Origin of the sequence: Micromonospora mirobrigensis, assembly GCF_900091555.1 — a bacterium.
Taxonomy (GTDB): domain Bacteria; phylum Actinomycetota; class Actinomycetes; order Mycobacteriales; family Micromonosporaceae; genus Micromonospora; species Micromonospora mirobrigensis.
On the sequence record NZ_FMCX01000006.1, the window covers coordinates 341,156 to 356,500 of the forward strand.

At 73.5% G+C, this 15,345-nt stretch carries 18 protein-coding genes; 10 read left to right on the forward strand and 8 right to left on the reverse strand.

Translation table 11 applies throughout. From position 1 onward, the window contains the following. The first annotated feature begins 37 nt into the window (after positions 1–37). On the forward strand, positions 38–865 hold the full coding sequence (locus GA0070564_RS21290; RefSeq protein WP_091611282.1) for a beta-keto acid cleavage family enzyme: 828 nt from the start codon (positions 38–40) through the stop codon (positions 863–865). A gap of 95 nt (positions 866–960) precedes the next feature. Continuing rightward, a complete protein-coding gene (locus GA0070564_RS21295; RefSeq protein ID WP_091611286.1) occupies positions 961–1,920 on the forward strand; it encodes an asparaginase in 960 nt (319 codons plus the stop codon). A gap of 122 nt (positions 1,921–2,042) precedes the next feature. Here the strand turns inward: GA0070564_RS21295 and GA0070564_RS21300 are convergent, their stop codons facing one another. Continuing rightward, positions 2,043–2,834: an alpha/beta fold hydrolase gene (locus GA0070564_RS21300; RefSeq protein ID WP_091611685.1), complete on the reverse strand. Its 792-nt coding sequence runs from the start codon at positions 2,832–2,834 to the stop codon at positions 2,043–2,045. Between the two features lie 116 nt (positions 2,835–2,950). Between GA0070564_RS21300 and GA0070564_RS21305 the strand changes: the two genes are divergently transcribed. From GA0070564_RS21305 to GA0070564_RS21330, 6 genes are all read left to right on the forward strand, one after another. Next, positions 2,951–3,559: a helix-turn-helix domain-containing protein gene (locus GA0070564_RS21305; RefSeq protein WP_091611289.1), complete on the forward strand. Its 609-nt coding sequence runs from the start codon at positions 2,951–2,953 to the stop codon at positions 3,557–3,559. Then, positions 3,556–4,230 carry a superantigen-like protein SSL4 gene (locus GA0070564_RS21310; RefSeq protein WP_091611293.1) on the forward strand — a complete coding sequence of 225 codons (675 nt, stop codon included), beginning with the start codon at positions 3,556–3,558 and terminating at the stop codon, positions 4,228–4,230. The genes GA0070564_RS21305 and GA0070564_RS21310 overlap by 4 nt, the downstream gene beginning before the upstream one ends. Positions 4,231–4,303: 73 nt before the next feature. Beyond that, entirely contained in the window at positions 4,304–4,618 is a 315-nt protein-coding gene (locus tag GA0070564_RS21315; protein WP_091611297.1) for a DUF2516 family protein, read from the forward strand. Then, positions 4,615–5,502 carry an alpha/beta fold hydrolase gene (locus tag GA0070564_RS21320; RefSeq protein ID WP_091611301.1) on the forward strand — a complete coding sequence of 296 codons (888 nt, stop codon included), beginning with the start codon at positions 4,615–4,617 and terminating at the stop codon, positions 5,500–5,502. The genes GA0070564_RS21315 and GA0070564_RS21320 overlap by 4 nt, the downstream gene beginning before the upstream one ends. Positions 5,503–5,513: 11 nt before the next feature. Then, complete coding sequence (locus GA0070564_RS21325) at positions 5,514–6,251, forward strand: alanyl-tRNA editing protein (RefSeq protein ID WP_091611306.1); 738 nt, start codon at positions 5,514–5,516, stop codon at positions 6,249–6,251. A gap of 68 nt (positions 6,252–6,319) precedes the next feature. Continuing rightward, a complete protein-coding gene (locus GA0070564_RS21330; protein ID WP_091611309.1) occupies positions 6,320–7,240 on the forward strand; it encodes an SDR family oxidoreductase in 921 nt (306 codons plus the stop codon). Here GA0070564_RS21330 and GA0070564_RS21335 read toward each other — a convergent pair. Beyond that, positions 7,231–8,250, reverse strand: a complete 1,020-nt coding sequence (locus GA0070564_RS21335; protein ID WP_091611313.1) for a helix-turn-helix transcriptional regulator — start codon at positions 8,248–8,250, stop codon at positions 7,231–7,233. The two genes, GA0070564_RS21330 and GA0070564_RS21335, sit on opposite strands and share 10 nt — an antisense overlap. 104 nt (positions 8,251–8,354) lie before the next feature. Between GA0070564_RS21335 and GA0070564_RS21340 the strand changes: the two genes are divergently transcribed. After that, entirely contained in the window at positions 8,355–9,146 is a 792-nt protein-coding gene (locus tag GA0070564_RS21340; RefSeq protein ID WP_091611317.1) for an EI24 domain-containing protein, read from the forward strand. Between the two features lies 1 nt (position 9,147). Then, positions 9,148–9,663 (forward strand): O-acetyl-ADP-ribose deacetylase, encoded by a 516-nt coding sequence (locus GA0070564_RS21345; protein WP_091611321.1) that lies wholly within the window; start codon positions 9,148–9,150, stop codon positions 9,661–9,663. Positions 9,664–9,670: 7 nt separating this feature from the next. On the opposite strand, the gene GA0070564_RS21350 is transcribed toward GA0070564_RS21345, so the two are convergent. The 6 genes from GA0070564_RS21350 to GA0070564_RS21375 all read right to left on the reverse strand — a co-directional run bounded on the left by GA0070564_RS21350 (position 9,671) and on the right by GA0070564_RS21375 (position 15,299). Continuing rightward, complete coding sequence (locus tag GA0070564_RS21350; protein WP_091611326.1) at positions 9,671–10,567, reverse strand: GNAT family N-acetyltransferase; 897 nt, start codon at positions 10,565–10,567, stop codon at positions 9,671–9,673. Continuing rightward, positions 10,568–10,981: a RidA family protein gene (locus GA0070564_RS21355; RefSeq protein WP_091611329.1), complete on the reverse strand. Its 414-nt coding sequence runs from the start codon at positions 10,979–10,981 to the stop codon at positions 10,568–10,570. A gap of 95 nt (positions 10,982–11,076) precedes the next feature. Continuing rightward, entirely contained in the window at positions 11,077–12,084 is a 1,008-nt protein-coding gene (locus tag GA0070564_RS21360) for a LacI family DNA-binding transcriptional regulator (RefSeq protein WP_091611333.1), read from the reverse strand. Positions 12,085–12,103: 19 nt separating this feature from the next. Continuing rightward, positions 12,104–13,483 (reverse strand): GH1 family beta-glucosidase, encoded by a 1,380-nt coding sequence (locus tag GA0070564_RS21365; RefSeq protein ID WP_091611336.1) that lies wholly within the window; start codon positions 13,481–13,483, stop codon positions 12,104–12,106. Next, positions 13,480–14,313: a carbohydrate ABC transporter permease gene (locus GA0070564_RS21370; protein WP_088968624.1), complete on the reverse strand. Its 834-nt coding sequence runs from the start codon at positions 14,311–14,313 to the stop codon at positions 13,480–13,482. Before GA0070564_RS21370 ends, GA0070564_RS21365 begins: the two co-directional genes overlap by 4 nt. Continuing rightward, positions 14,313–15,299: a carbohydrate ABC transporter permease gene (locus tag GA0070564_RS21375; RefSeq protein ID WP_091611340.1), complete on the reverse strand. Its 987-nt coding sequence runs from the start codon at positions 15,297–15,299 to the stop codon at positions 14,313–14,315. The genes GA0070564_RS21370 and GA0070564_RS21375 overlap by 1 nt, the downstream gene beginning before the upstream one ends. Between the last annotated feature and the right edge of the window lie 46 nt (positions 15,300–15,345).

Sequence of the window (15,345 nt, forward strand, 5' to 3'; positions counted from 1 at the left end):
TCGACCGGTGCCCGGGTGGCCGTCTAGGATCCCGGACATGACGACAGGGACGTTGATCACGGTTGCCCCCACCGGTGCGGAGTCGGCCAAGGCCGAGGTCCCGGCGCTGCCGGTGACCCTCGACGAGCTGGTGCTCACCGCCAAGGAGTGTGAGGCGCTCGGCGCCGCCGTGGTCCACGTCCACATCCGTGACGACGAGGCGAAGCCGACCCTCGACCAGGGGCGGCTGCGGGAGACCGTCGCCGCGCTGCGGGACGGCACCGACCTGATCGTCCAGCTCTCCTCCGGCGGCGCGGTCACCGACCCGGAGTCCGCCCGGCTGGCGGTGCTCGACGCCGCCCCCGACATGGCGTCCTGCACCATGGGCACGGTCAACTTCGGCGACGACGTCTTCCTCAACCGCTGGGAGTTCATCGTCGACCTGCACACCCGGATGCAGGAGAAGGGCGTCGTCCCCGAGTACGAGATCTTCGACCTCGGCCACCTCACCGCGCTCCAGCGCCTGCTCGGCAAGCACGGCCTGCCGCACGGCGGGCACGTCCACGTCGACTTCGTGATGGGCGTGCCGGGCGGCATGCCGGGCACCACCGCGACCCTGGTCGCCGCCGAGCAGATGCTGCGCGACCTGCCCGAGGGGACCACCTTCTCGGCCACCGGCATCGGCCGCAGCACCATCCCGGTGATGCTGGCGTCGCTGTCGGCCGGCGGTCACCTGCGCGTCGGCATGGAGGACACGGTCACCTACGCCAAGGGCCGGCCGGTGGAGTCCAACATGCAGCTGGTCGCCCGCGCGGTCGGCTTCGCCCAGCTCGCCCAGCGTCCGCCGCTGACCACCGCCGAGGCCCGTACGCTGCTCGGCCTGTAAGCCACGCACCCGGCCGGCGCCCCTGTACGGCGCCGGCCCCCGCCGCTGGTCACCCCGGTGCCGGGGCCGCCGGCGTCCTCGGTACCTTCCACCTCGTGGGAAAGACGTACGAGGGCGGCGCGCCGCTCGCCGAGGTGGTCCGGTCCGGCTTCGTGGAAGGCTTCCACCGTGGCTCGGTGGTGGTGTTGGACGCCGGTGGGGCACCGGTGGCCAGCGCCGGTGACGTCGCGTCGCCGGTCTTCCCCCGCTCGTCCAACAAGCCGATGCAGGCGGTCGGGATGCTCAGCGCCGGCCTGTCGCTGACCGAGCCGGCCGACGTCGCGCTGATCTCGGCGAGCCACGCCGGCGAGGAGTTCCACACCGAACGGGTCGCCGCGCTGCTGGGCTCCGCCGGCCTGGAACCCTCCGCGCTGCACTGCCCGCCCGAGCTGCCGGTGGGGGAGTTGGCCCGGGAGGCGGTGCTGCGGGCCGGTGGCGGTCCGACCCGGATCCAGATGAACTGCTCCGGCAAGCACACCGGGATGCTGCTCACCTGCCTGGCCAACGGCTGGCCGCTGGACGGCTACTGGCGGCCGGAACACCCGTTGCAGCAGCGGCTGACGGCCGCCGTCGAGGAGTTCACCGGCGAGCGGGCGGCCGCCGTCGGGGTGGACGGTTGCGGCGCGCCGGTGCTCGCCGGGTCGCTGACCGGCCTGGCCCGGGCGTTCCTGCGGCTGGTCTCCGCCGAGCCGGGGACCGAAGCGCGGACCGTGGCCGACGCCATGCGCGCGTACCCGGAGATCGTCGGGGGCACCCAGGCCGAGGACACCCGGGTGATGCGCGGCGTGCCCGGCCTGCTGGCCAAGGTCGGCGCGGAGGGGGTGATCGCGGTGGCCCTGCCGGGCGTCGGCGCGGTCGCGCTCAAGATCGACGACGGCGCGTCCCGCGCCCGGATGCCCGTGCTGGTCTCGGCGCTGCGCCGGCTCGGCGTCGACGCCCCGGTGCTCACCGAGTACGCCGAGATCCCGCTGCTCGGCGGCGGCGTCCCGGTGGGAGCCGTCCGCCCCCTCTGGTGACCCCGGCCCGCGTCGCCGCTATCCGGCGCGGCGCGGTCCTTCGGGCGCGCAGCGCCGCGCCGGCCACGGTGTTAAGAAGGGGCCCCTGCTATACCGGAGGCGTTAACAGGGGGCCCCTGCTTTCACGCCAGGAAGTCGAGCAGGGCGGCGTTGACCGGCTCCGGGCGTTCCAGCGGCAGCAGGTGGCCTGCGTCGGGCACGTCCGGCAGGCGGGTGCCGAGCGGGGCCTCGGCGGCGATCCGGTCGGCCAGCCGGCGGATGTCGGCCAGGTCGTCGGCGCCGGTCCCGACCAGCACGGGCATCCGCAGCTCCGACAGCCGGTCGATGGCCGGCGGGTCGAGCTCGCCGACCTCGACGGCGCTGAGCGCCAGCTCGGCGGCGAGGGCCCGGCGGTCCATCTCCTCGGCGAAGCTGATCAGCTCCGGGTCGACGTCGGCCGGCTTCCGGGTCGGGCCGACCACCCAGAACCGCACCTCACCGGCGGCGGTGGCGGCGAAGTCCTCCGGGTCGACGTCGCCGACCAGTTCCTCCCAGAGCTGCTCGGTCTCCTCGGACCACTCGTTGCCGGAGACCGGCGCCCCGAACAGGGCCAGCGCGGAGACCCGCTCCGGGTACGCCAGCGCGGCGTCCACCGCCACCCGGCCGCCGAACGAGCAGCCGACCAGGGCGGCCCGGTCGATGCCCAGCGCGTCGAGCAGGGCGACCAGGTCGTCGTGGTGGGCGAACGGGGCCGGGGGCAGTTCGGAGTCGCCGTACCCGCGCAGGTCCACGACGATCACCCGGTGCCGGGCGGCCAGGGCGTCCACCTGGCCGCGCCACATCCGCCGGTCGGCGATGCCGGCGTGCACCAGCACCACCGGGCTGCCGCTGCCGATCTCGTCGTACGCGAGCCGGGCGCCGTTCACCTCGATCATGGTCACGGCGCGACGGTACGGACCGGACAGCCGGTACGCAACGGCGATCTGAGACCTTGCTAACTCTGGTTAGCGATGTGCTTGCAGGAGCTAGCAGCGGGCGTTAGCGTCGGGGCATGGCCACTCCCAAGGACCTTCCCGACGTCGGCGGGTTCATTCGTGACCTGCGGCGTAACGCGAAGATCTCGCTCCGCCAGCTCGCCGAGCAGGCAGGTGTCAGCAACCCCTACCTGAGCCAGATCGAGCGCGGCCTGCGCAAGCCGAGCGCCGAGGTGCTCCAGCAGCTGGCCAGCGCCCTGCGGGTCTCCACCCCGGCGATGTACCTGCGCGCCGGGCTGCTGGACGACAAGGAGGGCCAGGGGGTGCTCGCGGCGATCGCCGTCGACCCCGACCTGACGATGGCGCAGAAGCAGTCGCTCACCCAGATCTACGAGACCTTCCGCCGGGAGAACACGCGCCTGGCCGAGGCGACCGCCGCGGCGGACCAGGCCACCGGCAGCACCACCACCGACGGCACCCCGGCGCCGAGCGCGCCGGCTGCGCCGAGCACCGCGGCGGCCACCGTCACCCCGGCCGCCACCGGCCCGACCACGCCGGACGGCACCCCGACCGAGGCCGTACTCGAGTCGGTCGCCGTCACCGAGGCGGGCCCGGCGCCGGCCCCCACCACCAGCACCCCCGACACCAGGGCCGCCGCGGCGGCCGAGGAGGAGAAGCAGTCATGACCCAGCCGAAGACCAACCGCATCCCGGCCCCGCTCTACGCCGCCGCCGGCGCCGGCGAGCTCGCCCTCCAGCAGCTGCGCAAGCTCCCCGCCGTGGTCACCGACCTCGGCGGCAAGGTGGTCGCCGACCTCGGCGGCAAGGCCGTCGTGACCGGCTTCGAGCTGCGCCAGAAGGCCACCGAGACGCTGCGCACCGCCAACCAGACCGCGACCGGCCTGCGCGAGAAGGCCGTCCCGGCCGCCGACCTGGACAAGCTCCGCGAAGCCGCCGACCTCAACAAGCTCCGTGAGGTCGCCGACCTGGACAAGCTCCGCGTGGTCGCCACCCGCAACGCCGCCGTCGTGCTGGCCGGCGCGCAGGCCGCCCAGGAGCGGGCGCTCGCCGCGTACGCCGAGCTGGTCGCCCGGGGCGAGCGGGTCGTCGGGGCCGGCGTGCTGGAGGCCGCCGACACGGTCAACGCCGACATCGAGGCGACCGAGGCGCCCGCCGTGGTGACCCCGGCCGCGACCGCCCCGGCCGTCGAGGCGCCCAGCCCGGCCGAGGTGGCCGAGATCGTCGAGGCCAAGCCGAAGGCCACCCGCCCGCGGGCGCCCCGGTCGACCGCGGTGAAGGCCACCCCGTCGGCGAAGCTGCCGAAGGCCACCAAGCGGACCCGCCCGGCCGCCGAGTAACCGAACCGCCCGTGCACGCCCCCGGATGCGTCCTGTCGGACGTTTCCGGGGGCGTCGGCATACCATTGCCGGCATGGCCTACGCCGCGCCGATCTTCTTCCTCGACGTCCGCTACGTGATCGAGCTGATCCTGCTCGTGTTCGCGCTGATCATCCAGGGCGTCGCGCTGGTGCATGCCATCACCCAGCGGGCCGACGCCTTCCCGGCGATCGGCACCCTGCCCAAGGGCGGCTGGATCGCCATCCTCGCGGTCTGCATGGTGCTCACCCTGCTCGGCTTCGGCCCGATCAGCCTCTTCGGGCTGGTCGGCATCGCGGCCGGCCTGATCTACCTGCTGGACGTCCGGGTCGGGCTGCGCGACCTGCACGACGGCAAAGGGTTCTGGTGAGGAGTTTCCGCTGGCCCCCGCCGCCGGACGGCGGACCCCGCACCTGGGGTCCCGGTCCCGGTGGGCCGCGGACCGGCCGGCCGGCGCTGCCCGAGCCGGAGACCGAGCTGGTCGCCACCCCGCACGGCGTACGGCTGGAGCGGCTGGTCACCGGCACCGGTGACCCGGTGACGGTGTTCGCGCACGGGCTGGGCAACGGCATCGCCACCACCCGCCCGTTCGGCAGCGGCGTCGCCGGCCGCAAGGTCTTCTTCCAGTTCCGTGGGCACGGCCGCTCCGACTCGCCGCCCGGCCCGTGGACCTATCTGGACCTGGCCCGGGACCTGCGGGCCGTCGCCGACCTCGGCGGCGCCACCCGGGCCTTCGGGGCCAGCCTCGGCGCCGGCGCGCTGTGCCGGCTGCTCGCCGAGAGCCCGGACCGCTTCGACAGGCTGGTGTTCTTCCTGCCGGCCGCACTCGCCACCCCGCGTACCGAGGTGGCCCGGCGGCGGATCACCGACCTGCTGGGCGCGGTGGAGAGCGGGGACGCCTCCCTCGTCGCCGACGTGGTCTCGGTGGAGCTGCCGCCCGCCGTGCGCAACACCCCGGCCGGCTGGGCGTACCTGCGCCAGCGGCTCGACCAGCTGCTCCGCGACGGGCTCGCCCCGGGCCTGGCCGGCCTGGCCGATCAGGTGCCGTTGGGCGACACCGCCACGCTGGCCAGGGTCACCGCCCCGGCGCTGGTGATCGGTTGCGCCGGGGACGACCTGCACCCGGCGGCCGTCGCCGAGGAGCTGGCCGCCGCGCTGCCGGACGCCACCCTGCACGTGTACGACCGGCCGGGCGTGCTCTGGTCGGAACGCGCCGACCTGCGGGAGCGGATCTCCGGCTTCCTCAACGGGTAACGTCGCCTGTCATGGGCGTCACACACCACGGACGTACGCACCGACTCGACCTCGCCGACCCCACCCTGCGGGAGTGGGAGTGCACAGTGCTGGCCGCCGACCCGGAGCAGGGCATCGTGCTGGACCGCTCGGCCTTCTATCCGGGCGGGGGCGGGCAGCCGCCGGACCACGGGGTGCTGCTCTGGCAGGGCGTGCAGACCCGGATCGTCGGCACCCGCAAGGGCGACGACCTCTACCTGATCCCGGCCGAGGGTGATCCGCTGCCGCCGGTCGGCACGGTGGTCGCCGGCGCGGTCGAGGACGAGCGGCGGACCCGGCTGATGCGGACCCACTCCGGGTTGCACGTGCTGTGCGGGGTGGTGTTCCGCGACTTCGGCGCGCTGGTCACCGGCAACTCGATGGAGCCCGGCGAGGCCCGGATGGACTTCAACCTCCCCGAGGTCCCGCCGGACTTCAAGACCCGGATCGAGGAGCTGGTCAACGCCGAGGTGGCGGCCGACCGGTCGGTCGCCGTCCGGGTGCTGCCGCGCGCCGAGGCGCTCGCGCTGCCGGACATCGTCCGGACCCAGTCCAACCTGATCCCGCCGGACGAGCAGGAGGTGCGGATCGTCGACATCGTCGGGTTGGACGTGCAGGCCGACGGCGGCACCCACGTCGCCTCGACCGCCCAGATCGGCAAGGTCCAGGTGGTCAAGGTGGAGAGCAAGGGCCGGGCCAACCGCCGGGTCCGGGTACGGATCGTCGACTGACCCGAGGCCCACGAAGTCGCGGCGGAAAACTGACACCGGTTGTCAGGTATCCCGGTCAAGCTGGTGCCATGACGACGACGACACCACTGACGGGCAAGGTCGCGCTGGTGGCCGGGGCGACGCGGGGCGCCGGCCGGCAGATCGCGATCCAGCTCGGCGCGGCCGGGGCCACCGTCTACGCCACCGGCCGCAGCACCCGCGCCAACCGCTCGGAGATGGACCGGCCGGAGACCATCGAGGAGACCGCCGAGCTGGTCACCGCGGCCGGCGGCACCGGCATCGCGGTCCAGGTCGACCATCTCGTCCCCGAGCAGGTCCGCGACCTGGTGGCCCGGATCGACGCCGAACAGGGCCGCCTCGACGTGCTGGTCAACGACGTGTGGGGCAGCGACCACCTGATCACCTGGGAGAAACCGGTCTGGGAGCAGCCCCTGGAGGCCGGCTTCCGCACCCTCCGGCTGGCCGTGGACACCCACATCATCACCAGCCACTTCGCGCTGCCACTGCTGATCCGCAACCCGGGCGGCCTGGTGGTGGAGATCGGCGACGGCACCAAGGCGTACAACGACACCAACTACCGGCTCTCCGTCTTCTACGACCTGGCCAAGGTGTCGGTGAACCGGCTCGCCTTCACCCAGGCGCACGAGCTGGAACCGCACGGCTGTACCGCCGTCGCGATCAGCCCCGGCTGGATCCGCTCCGAGTTGATGCTGGAGCACTTCGGGGTCACCGAGGCGAACTGGCGCGACGGCACCGCCAAGGACCCGCACTTCGCCATCTCGGAGACCCCGGCGTACGTCGGGCGGGCGGTCGCCGCCCTGGCCGCCGACCCGGACCGGGAGCGCTGGAACGGCCGCTCCACCGACTCCGGTGAACTGGCCACGGAGTACGGCTTCACCGACCTCGACGGCAGCCGGCCGCAGGGCTTCCGCTACATCGTGGAGGTGGTCGACGCCGGCCGCCCGGCGGACGTGACCGGCTACCGCTGAGCCGGGCCGGTATGCCGCTGAGCCGAGCCGGCCGGGCCCGGCCCGGCGTACAGGGCCGCCGACCGGCGGGCCGCCTCGGCGAAGCGCGCCCGCAACTCCGGCGGCTCCAGCACCTCCACCTCGGGGCCCAGCGCCAACAGCACGTCGTACGCCACCGGCACGGACTCGACGGGCAGCCGGGTGACCACCCAGCCCTGTCCGTCGGGTTCGCCGGCGGCGGCCACCGCCTCGGCGTACGCGAAGGGAGCCTCGGCGGTCCAGCGCAGCGCGCGCAGGCCGGCCGGGCTGAGCCGGACGGTGACCCGCTCGCGCAGCATGCCCCGGAGGAACCCCTCGGCCTGCTCCCGCCAGTAGGCGGCCAGGTCGAAGCCCTCGTCCCGGACGAAGGTCTCCCCGCCGGCCTCCACCCCGACCACCCGGTCCACCCGGTACGTCCGCACCGCGTCGCCGACCCGGCCGACCAGATACCAGACCCCGTTCTTCAGCACCAGCCCGTACGGCTCGACCCGGCGCTCGACCTCCCGCTCGCCGCGCCGGTAGCGCAGCCACACCACCCGGTCCCGCCACACCGCCCGGGCCAGCTCGGTCAGCCACGGCGGCGGCGTCGACTCCCGGAACCAGCCCGGCACGTCCAGGTGGAACCGCTGCCCGGCCCGGGCCGGCGCGTCCCGCAGGCTCGGCGGCAGCGCGGCGAGCACCTTCAGCTCGGCGGATGCCACCGCGTCGGCGAGCCCCATCTCCCCGGCGGGGCCGGGCAGGCCGGACAGGAAGAGCGCCTCCGCCTCGTCCCGGGTCAGCCCGGTGAGTCGGGTCCGGTAGCCGCCGACCAGCCGGTAGCCGCCGGCCCGGCCCCGGTCCGCGTACACCGGGATGCCGGCGGCGTGCAGCGCCAGCACGTCCCGGTAGACCGTCCGCTCGGAGACCTCCAGCTCGCGGGCCAGCTCGGCCGCGGTCATCGTCTCCCGGGATTGCAACAGCAGCAGCAACGAGATCAACCGGGCGGCCCGCACCCGCCCATTGTGCAAGGAAGGGCCCCCTGTTAACGCCTCCGGTATAGAAGGGAACCCTTCTCACCCCACGGCGGGGGTGCGGCCGACCGCTAGGCTCGGCGGTCGTGAACGCACCCCGCACCATCGCGCCGGTGGCCGGCGCCGCCCGCCGTTTCCTCGGCGGGGCCGGGCTCCTCCTGCGCGGCCTCGGCCTGTACGTCCGCAGCCCCGGCCTGATGCTGCTCGGCGTCGTCCCGGCGCTGATCTCCGGCGCGCTCTTCGTCACCGCGCTCGGCGCCCTGGTGTACTTCGCCGACGACCTCGCCGCCTGGGCCACCCCGTTCGCCGACGACTGGTCGGGCACCGCCCGCAACCTGGTCCGGGTGATCGCCGGGCTGGCCTTCGTCGGCGTCGGTGGACTGCTCGGCGTGGTCACCTTCACCGCGCTCACCCTGGCCATCGGCGACCCGTTCTACGAGAAGATCTCCGAGCGGGTGGAGGAACGGCTCGGCGGCACCCCGGGCGCGGTCGAGGTGCCGCTCTGGGCGTCGCTGCGGCGCAGCGTGGCCGACTCGCTGCGGCTGGTCGGGCTCTCCGTGCTGGTCGGCATCCCGCTCTTCGCCGCCGGGTTCATCCCGGTGGTCGGCCAGACGGTGGTGCCGGTGATCGGCGGCGCGGTGGGCGGCTGGCTGCTCGCCGTGGAGTTGGTCGGTGGGCCGTTCTCCCGGCGCGGCCTGCGGCTGCCCGACCGGCGTGCCAGGCTCAAGGCCGACCGGCCCACCGCCCTCGGCTTCGGGGTGGCGGTCTTCGTCTGCTTCCTGATCCCGCTCGGCGCGATCCTGGTCATGCCGGCCGCCGTGGCGGGCGCCACCCTGCTCACCCGCCGCTCGCTCGGCCAGCACATCGAGGAGCACTGACATGGAGATCACCCTGGTCGAGGGGGACATCACCGCCCAGTCGGTCGACGTGGTGGTGAACGCCGCCAACTCGTCGCTGCTCGGCGGCGGGGGAGTCGACGGCGCGATCCACCGCCGCGGCGGTCCGGCCATCCTCGAGCAGTGCCGGGCGCTGCGCGCCGACCGCTACCCGGGCGGCCTGCCGACCGGGCAGGCGGTCGCCACCACCGCCGGTGAGCTGCCGGCCCGCTGGGTGGTGCATACCGTCGGCCCGGTCTTCTCGGCCACCGAGGACCGGTCGGCGCTGCTGCGCGACTGCTACGCCAACAGCCTCGCCGTGGCCGACGAACTGGGCGCGGCCACGGTGGCGTTCCCGCTGATCTCCGCCGGGATCTACGGCTGGCCGGTCGCGGACGCGGTCCGCCAGGCGCTGACCGTGCTGCGCACGGCGGCCCCGGCCACTGTCACCGAGGTCCGGCTGGTGCTCTTCGGCGGCGGCACGTACGCCACCGCGCGCCGCGTGCTCGACGCGGGCTGACCTCCGGTCAGAGACCGTCCCGCAGGACGGTCCAGTGGGCGGCCACCGGCCGGTAGCCGAGCCGGACGTTCACCGCCAGCATCGGCTTGTTCTCCTCGTCGTTCGACGTGTACGCCACGGTGACCCCACCGGCGGCGGCCCGGTGCAGGGCGGCCCGCTTGGCCAGCGCGGCCAGGCCCCGACCCCGATGGCCCGGCACGGTGCCGGTGAACGCCGACCACATCCGATCCCCGTCCCGCTTGACCAGGCTGACCGCGGCCGGCTCCCCGTCGACCTCGACCAGGGTGGTGGCGTGCCGGTCCAGCCCCGGGTCCTCCCACACCTCGTAGCGCCAGAGGTCGAAGTCCATGCCGACCGGGGGGACGTCGCCCGGCTCGTCCACCGCCGCCGCGGCGTCCACCTCGTGGAGCAGGCGCGGGTCGACCTCGGCCGCCGACAGCAGGCGTACGCCGGGCGGCGGCACCGGCATCGGTGGGGCGGGCCGCAGGTCCAGCGCCGAGTAGCGCAGCTCCCGGCTGGCGGTGAACCCGTGCCGACGGGCGAACGGCAGCGACTCCGGCCGGCACGAGGTGAGCGCCCGCCGGGCGCCGATGGCGCGCAGGTGGTCCAGCGCCGCGTCGAGCAGTCCGGTGCCCAGTCCGCGTCGCCGGTGTTCCGGGTGGACGTGCAGGGTGGAGATCTCCCCGACGCCCGGCTCGGAGGTCTCGACGTTCCGGTACGCCGACGCCCAGCCGACCACCCGGCCGTCGACCTCGGCCACCCAGGCGGTCCAGTGCTCGCCGGGCGGCGGGTGGGCGATCATGTTCCGGGTCGACTCGACCCCGCGCAGCAGGTACGGGTGCACCAGGGCGCGCAGCGCGACCACCTCGGCGGCGTCCTCGGGCCGGCAGGTCCGGATCCGCACTCAGCCCACCTCCCGCACGGCGGCGACCGCGTCCACCTCGACGAGCTGGTCGGGATAGCCGAGCACGGTGACGCCGAGCAGGGTGCTGGGCGGTTCGTGGTCGCCGAAGGCATCGCGTACCACCTGCCAGGCGGCCACCAGGTCGGCTCGGTCGGCCGACGCGACGTACACCGTGGTCCTGACGACGTCGTCGAGCCCGGCCCCCGCGGCGGCCAGAGCGACCGCCAGGTTTGCCATCACCTGCCGGGCCTGCGCGGCGACGTCACCCGGCGCGACGGTACGGCCCTCGGCGTCGAGCGGGCAGGCGCCCGCGGTGAAGACCAGCCGGGCCGGCGCATCGACCGTTGCGGCGTACGCGTACTCGGCGACATCGGCGAGCTCGGGCACCGGGACCAGCCGGGCGGTTCCACTCATCGGGCGACCGTAGCGTCGGGCGCTCCTCGACGCGAGCTGTTAACAGGGGCCCCCTGCTATGCCGAATGCGTTAACAGGGGGCCCCTCCTTGCACCTCAGGCCGAGGCGCGGACCACCAGCTGGGTGGGAAGGATCGACGCCTCGTCGATCGGCTCGCCAGCCGCCATCCGGAGCAGCTGGCGGGTCATCGCCCGGCCCAGCTCGACGATCTCCCAGCGCACCGTGGTCAGCGGCGGATCGGTGTAGGCGGCCGTCTCGATGTCGTCGAAGCCGATCACCGCGACGTCCTCCGGCACCCGGCGTCCCGCCTCGCGGAGCGTCCGCAGGGCCGCGTGCGCCATCAGGTCCGACGCGGCGAAGACCGCGTCCAACCCGGGGTCGGCGGCGAGCAGTTCGCGCATCGCCGCCGCCCCGGACTCCCGGGTGAAGTCCCCGTACGCGACCAGCTCGCCGAGCCCGGCCGCGGCCACCGCCTGTCGGTAGCCGGCGAGCCGCTCGATGCCGGCGACCATGTCCTGCGGACCGGCGATGGTGGCGATCCGCCGGCGGCCATCGGCGATCAGGTGCCGCACCGCCCGGGTCACCCCGCCGACGTTGTCGACGTCGACGTAGGGCACCTGGGCGCCGTCCAGTGGCCGGCCGGCGCAGACCACCGGGATGCCCAGCCGGGACAGCGTGCCGGGCAGTGGGTCCTCGCCGTGCAGCGAGGCGAAGAGCACCCCGTCGACGTGCCGCCCGGTGGTGTACCGCTCGACCCGTTCGTGCCCGGCGGCCGACCCGGCCAGCATCAGCACCAGCTGCTTGTCGGCCGCCTCCAACTCCTGGCTGACCCCCCGGATGATGCCGGGGAAGACCTGGTCGTCGGAGAAGACGCGGGTGGCCTCCTCCGGCATGACCAGGGCCACCGAGTCGGTCCGCTGGGTGACCAGGCTGCGGGCGGCCAGGTTCGGCACGTACCCCAGCTCGGCGACCGCCCGCCGGACCGCCTCGCGGATCGGCTCGGCGACGGTGGTGGACCCGTTCACCACCCGGGACACGGTGGCCCGGGAGACCCCGGCGAGTCGGGCCACCGCCTCCAGCGTCGGCCGCTGCGCGGTCGTCATCCCCGTTACCACCACCTTGCTAGAGCCCGTTCCGGGCGATCACCTCCTGGTACCAGCGGGCGCTCTCCTTCGGTGTGCGCCGCTGGGTCAGGTAGTCGACGTGGACGATCCCGAACCGCTTGCGGTATCCCTCGGCCCATTCGAAGTTGTCCAGCAACGACCATACGAGATACCCGCGCAGATCGACCCCCCGGGCGATCGCCTCGTGCGCCGCGCGCAGGTGCCCGTCGAGGTACGCCACCCGGTCGGTGTCGGCCACCCAGCCGGTGTCGTCCGCCCCGTCGGCGGACGTCTTGTCGGGGAACGCCCCGCCGTTCTCGGTGATGATCAACGGCAGGCCGGGGTAGTCCCGGCCGATCCGCTCCAGCAGCCGGGTCAGCGCCGCCGGCTCGATCATCCAGCCCATGTCGGTGAGCGGACCCGTCGGCGGCAGGAACTCCACCGACCCCTCGGTGCCCGGGTAGGCGCTCGCCCCCGCGCCGCCGGGGCGGCCGGCGACGTAGGTGGGCGCGTAGAAGTTGATCCCCAGGACGTCGATCGGGGCAGCGATGATCTTCTCGTCCCCGTCCCGGACGAAGTCCGGCTCGACCAGCCGGGAGACGTGCTCCAGGACGTCCTGCGGGTAGCCGGCGCCGGTCAGCGGGTCGAGGAAGATCCGGTTGTGCAGGCCGTCGACGAGGCGTACCGCGGCGGCGTCCGCCGCGCTCTCCGGGTCCGCGGGGCGGACGTCCGCCGGGTTCAGGGTGACCCCGACGACCTCCGCGCCGGCCGCGCGCAGCGCCCGGGCGGCCAGGCCGTGACCGAGCAGCAGATGGTGTACGGCCCGGAAGGCCGCCCCCGCGTCCCGCTCACCGGGCGCGTGCAGCCCGTTGCCGTAGCCGAGGTACGCCGAGCACCACGGCTCGTTCAGCGTGGTCCAGGTGCGGATCCGGTCGCCGAGCCGGCCGTGCACCGCGACCGCGTAGTCGGCGAAGTGCTCGGCGGTCTCCCGGTCGGTCCAGCCACCGGTGTCCTGGAGCGTCTGCGGCAGGTCCCAGTGGTAGAGCGTCACGATCGGGTCGATGCCGTGCTGCAACAGGCAGTCGGTCAACCGGTCGTAGAAGTCCAGCCCACGGGGGTTGACCGGGCCGGTGCCGTCGGGGCGGATCCGGGGCCAGGCCACCGAGAACCGGTACGCCTTCAACCCCAGGTCCGCCATCATCGCCACGTCGGCGGCGTACCGGTGGTAGTGGTCGCAGGCGACGTCGCCGGTGTGCCCCTGGAAGACCTTTCCGGGCGTACGGCTGAAGGTATCCCAGATCGACGGGCCGCGACCGTCCTCGGCGGCGGCGCCCTCGATCTGGTACGCCGCGGTGGCCGCCCCCCAGACGAAGCCCTCCGGGAATTTCACGTCAGTCACGCCTTTACCGCACCTTCCATGATGCCGCCGATGATCTGGCGGCCGAACACGATGAAGACCAGCAACAGGGGCAGGGTGGCGATGGCCGTGCCGGTGAACACCTGCGACATGTCCTGGTAGTAGCCGTCCGACAGGGCCCGCAGCGACAGCTGCACGGTCGGGTTCTCCGGGTCGTTGAGCACCGCGTACGGCCAGAGGAAGTCGTTCCAGGTGGTCATGAAGGTGAGCAGGCCGAGCACGGCGGCGGCCGGGCGCAGCGCGGGCAGCACCACGTTCCAGTAGATCCGCGCGCTGTTGCAGCCGTCCATCCGGGCGGCCTCGATCAGCTCGGTGCTGACCGCCTGGCCGGCGTACTGGCGCATCATGAACACACCGAAGCCGGTGACCAGGGCGGGCACGATCACCGCCGGCAGCCGGTCGTTCCAGTTCAACTTGGTCATCAGCATGTAGAGCGGGATGACGCCGAGTTGGGTCGGCACCATCATGGTCGCCACGATCACCAGCAGCAGGGCGTTGCGGCCCCGGAAGCGCAGCTTGGCGAAGGCGAACCCGGCCAGGGTGGAGAAGAAGACCACCGACACGGTGACCGAGGTGGCCACGATCGCCGAGTTGATCAGACCGGTGAGGAAGTACGCGTCGGTGTTCTCGAACAGCCGGGCGATGTTCGCGCCGAGGTTGCCGCCGGGGGTGACCGGGGGCGGCACCTGGCCCATCGCGTCGCTGGTCCGGCTGGCCACCACGAACATCCAGTAGATCGGGAAGATCGACATGAGTGCTGTGATGGCCAGTGCCAGGTAGGTGAGCCGGCCGGCCGACCAGATCCGGGACATCAGGTGTCCTCCTTTCCGGCGCCGCCGCCGAGCCGGCGCAGCAGCAGCACGTTGACGGCGGCGACCACCGCGATCAGCGCGAAGAGCAGCCAGGCGACCGCCGAGCCGTAACCGAAGTTGTAGTTCGGGGCGAAGGCGTTCTCGAACATGTACATGGTCACCGTCTGCGACTCGCGCAGCGGCCCGCCGCGGATGGCGTTGGTGCCGGAGTTGAACAGCCGGGGCTCGGTGAAGAGCTGGAGGCCGCCGATGGTGGAGATGATGACCGCGAAGACGATGGTCGGCTTGAGCAGCGGCACGGTGATGGACCAGAACTGCCGGGACCGGTTGGCGCCGTCGATCGAGGCCGACTCGTACAGGTCGCGGGGGATGGCCTGCATGGCGGCCAGGAAGATCAGCGCGTTGTAGCCGGTCCACCGCCAGTCGACCATGGTGGAGATGGCCACCCAGGAGGCGAACCGGTTCGCCTTCCAGTTGATCGCGTCGATGCCGACGTGGTCGAGCAGCCAGTTGATCATGCCGAACTCGCGGCCGAAGAGCACCGCGAAGACGATCGCCACGGCGGCCGTCGAGGTGACGTTCGGGATCAGCACCGCCATCCGCCAGGTGGTCCGGGCGCGCAGCTGGCGGTTGAGCAGGTTCGCCAGCCAGAGCGCCAGGAGCAGCTGCGGGACGGTCGAGATGACGAAGATGCCGAGGGTGTTGACCACCGCGTGCCAGAAGTCGGGGTCGCCCATCAGCGCTGTGTAGTTGTCGAACCCGATGAAGGCCGGGTTGGTGCCGAGCAGGTCCCAGTCGTGCAGCGAGACCCAGAACGTGTAGATCAGCGGGTACAGCCCGAACACGCCGAAGAGCAGGAAGAACGGGGCGACGTAGAGGTAGGGCGAGTACTTCGTGTCGAACCGGCTGAGCCGGTGCCGCCGGGACGGGCGGGCGGTGCGGGGCGCCGGTGCGACCGGCGGCCGGGCGTCGAGTTGGACGGCCATGGCCCGGGACTCCTTTCCGCCGTGCGGGCGGCACCCCGTTGCCGGG